This is a genomic window from Streptomyces sp. NPDC001634 (genome assembly GCF_040298185.1).
Taxonomy (GTDB): Bacteria; Actinomycetota; Actinomycetes; order Streptomycetales; family Streptomycetaceae; genus Streptomyces.
This window is the reverse complement of record NZ_JBEOZU010000203.1, coordinates 1-2,709: the sequence shown is the minus strand read 5'-3', so window position 1 is coordinate 2,709 and position 2,709 is coordinate 1. Positions and strand designations below refer to the sequence as shown.

General features: G+C 69.9%; 3 protein-coding genes. All 3 read left to right on the top strand.

Translation table 11 applies throughout. From position 1 onward, the window contains the following. Window positions 1-1,206: vitamin B12 dependent-methionine synthase activation domain-containing protein (locus ABT186_RS47465; RefSeq protein WP_351930649.1), on the top strand; the 1,206-nt coding region annotated here is incomplete at its 5' end. Continuing rightward, window positions 1,203-2,060 (top strand): methylenetetrahydrofolate reductase [NAD(P)H], encoded by an 858-nt coding sequence (gene metF / locus ABT186_RS47460; protein ID WP_351930647.1) that lies wholly within the window; start codon window positions 1,203-1,205, stop codon window positions 2,058-2,060. The genes ABT186_RS47465 and metF, both read left to right, overlap by 4 nt. Then, window positions 2,050-2,709: adenosylhomocysteinase (locus ABT186_RS47455; RefSeq protein WP_351930645.1), on the top strand; the 660-nt coding region annotated here is incomplete at its 3' end. The genes metF and ABT186_RS47455, both read left to right, overlap by 11 nt.

Here is a 2,709-nt window from a genome sequence, read left to right as displayed (position 1 = left end):
GGCTACACCGTGGTCAACCTGGGCATCAAGCAGCCGGTGTCGGCGATCCTGGAGGCGGCCGAGGAGCACCGGGCCGACGTCATCGGCATGTCCGGCCTTCTGGTGAAGTCCACGGTGATCATGAAGGAGAACCTGGAGGAGCTGAACCAGCGCGGTCTGGCCGCCCGTTTCCCGGTGATCCTCGGCGGCGCCGCCCTGACGCGTGCGTATGTGGAGCAGGACCTGCACGAGATCTACGAGGGTGAGGTCCGCTATGCCCGGGACGCGTTCGAGGGCCTGCATCTGATGGATGCGCTGATCGGGGTCAAGCGGGGGGTGCCCGGGGCGACGCTGCCCGAGCTGAGGCAGCGTCGGGTGCGGGCGGCCATGGTCGAGATCGAGGAGCGGCCCGAGGAAGGGCATGTCCGTTCGGACGTGGCCACCGACAACCCGGTCCCGCAGCCGCCGTTCTGGGGCACCCGCGTCATCAAGGGCATCCCCCTCAAGGAGTACGCCACCTGGATCGACGAAACGGCCCTCTTCCGCGGCCAGTGGGGCCTGACCAAGGACCTGATCGAGACCGAGGGCCGGCCCCGGCTGCGCGGCCTCCTGGACCGCCTCCAGACCGACAACCTCCTCGAAGCGGCCGTCGTCCACGGCTACTTCCCCTGCGTCTCCAAGAACGACGACCTGATCATCCTCGACGAGCGGGGCACGGAACGCACCCGCTTCACCTTCCCCCGCCAACGGCACGGCCGTCGCCTCTGCCTGGCCGACTTCTTCCGGCCGGAGGAGTCCGGCGAGAGGGATGTCGTCGGCTTCCAGGTCGTCACGGTCGGCTCCCGGATCGGTGAGGAGACCGCGCGGCTCTTCGAGTCGAACTCCTACCGCGACTACCTCGAACTGCACGGCCTGTCCGTGCAGTTGGCCGAGGCACTCGCCGAGTACTGGCACGCGCGCGTGCGCTCGGAACTCGGTATCGCGGGCGCCGACCCGGACACGCTCGACGGCATGTTCCGCACCGCATACCAGGGTTGCCGCTACTCCCTGGGCTATCCGGCCTGCCCGGACCTCGAGGACCGTGTCAAGATCGCCGAGTTGCTGGGGCCGGAGCGGATCGGCGTGGTGCTGTCGGAGGAGTTCCAGCTCCACCCCGAGCAGTCCACGGACGCGATCGTCGCCCACCACCCCGAGGCGAGCTACTTCAACGCGGGAGGCGAGCGGTGACGACCTTCTCCTTCGAGTTCTTCCCGCCCAAGAGCCAGGCCGGGGAACGCGCGCTGTGGGACACGGTCCGCCGGGCGGAGTCGCTGCACCCGGACTTCGTGTCCGTCACATACGGCGCCGGCGGCTCCTCACGGGACCGCACCATCGACATCACCCGGCGCATCGCCACGGAGACCACGCTGCGCCCGGTCGCGCACCTGACCGCGGTGGGGCACTCGGTGGCCGAACTCCGGCACATCATCGGCTGCTACGCCGACGCCGGGATCCGCGACGTACTGGCGCTGCGCGGCGATCCGCCGGGCGACCCCCGCGGCGCGTGGGTGCCGCACCCGGACGGCTTCACCCACGCCCACCAGCTGGTGGAACTCGTGCGTTCGCTGGGGGACTTCAGGATCGGAGTCGCCGCCTTCCCGGAGGGCCACCCCCGCTCCCTCGACCCGGAGACGGATCTGCGCCACTTCATCGCAAAGTGCAAGGCCGGGGCGGACTACGCCATCACCCAGATGTTCTTCCATGTGGAGGACTACCTGCGCCTGCGCGACCGTGTGGCGGCGGCCGGCTGCGACACCCCGATCATCCCGGAGATCATGCCCGCCACCGACGTACGGCAGATCACCCGGTTCGCCGAGCTGAGCGACGCGGCCTTCCCCGAACGGCTCGCGCACCGTCTGGAAGCCGCCCGCCACGATCCCGCCGACGCCTACCGCATCGGCGTCGAGTACGCCACAGCCATGGCCGAGCGTCTGCTCGCCGAGGGTGCTCCGGGCCTGCACTACATCACGCTGAACAAATCCACCGCGGCCTTCGACATCCACCGCGCCGTCCTTGCTTCGAGGAGCCTCAGTGCCCGCTGACCACACCGCCCGTCCGGACTCCGGCGACTTCAAGGTCGCTGACCTCTCGCTGGCCGGGTTCGGCCGCAAGGAGATCACCCTCGCCGAGCACGAGATGCCCGGTCTGATGGCGATCCGCGAGGAGTACGCCGAGGCGCAGCCGCTGGCCGGCGCGCGCATCACCGGCTCCCTGCACATGACCGTCCAGACCGCCGTGCTCATCGAGACCCTGGTCACGCTCGGCGCGCAGGTCCGCTGGGCCTCCTGCAACATCTACTCGACACAGGACCACGCCGCGGCCGCCGTCGCCGCCGCGGGCGTCCCGGTCTTCGCCTGGAAGGGCGAGACCCTCCAGGAGTACTGGTGGTGCACGGAGCAGGCGCTGACCTGGCCGGACAGCCCCACCGGCGGCCCGAACATGATCCTGGACGACGGCGGTGACGCCACCCTCCTCGTCCACAAGGGCGTCGAGTACCGGAAGTCGGGTGAGCTGCCCCCGGCGGACAACGAGGAACTGGCCGCCGTCCGCGCCCTGCTGGCGGCGAGCACGCTCGACTGGACCGGGATCGCCGCACAGATCCGTGGGGTGACCGAGGAGACCACGACCGGTGTGCACCGTCTGTACGAGATGCAGCGCGATGGCGTCCTCCTGTTCCCGGCGATCAACGTC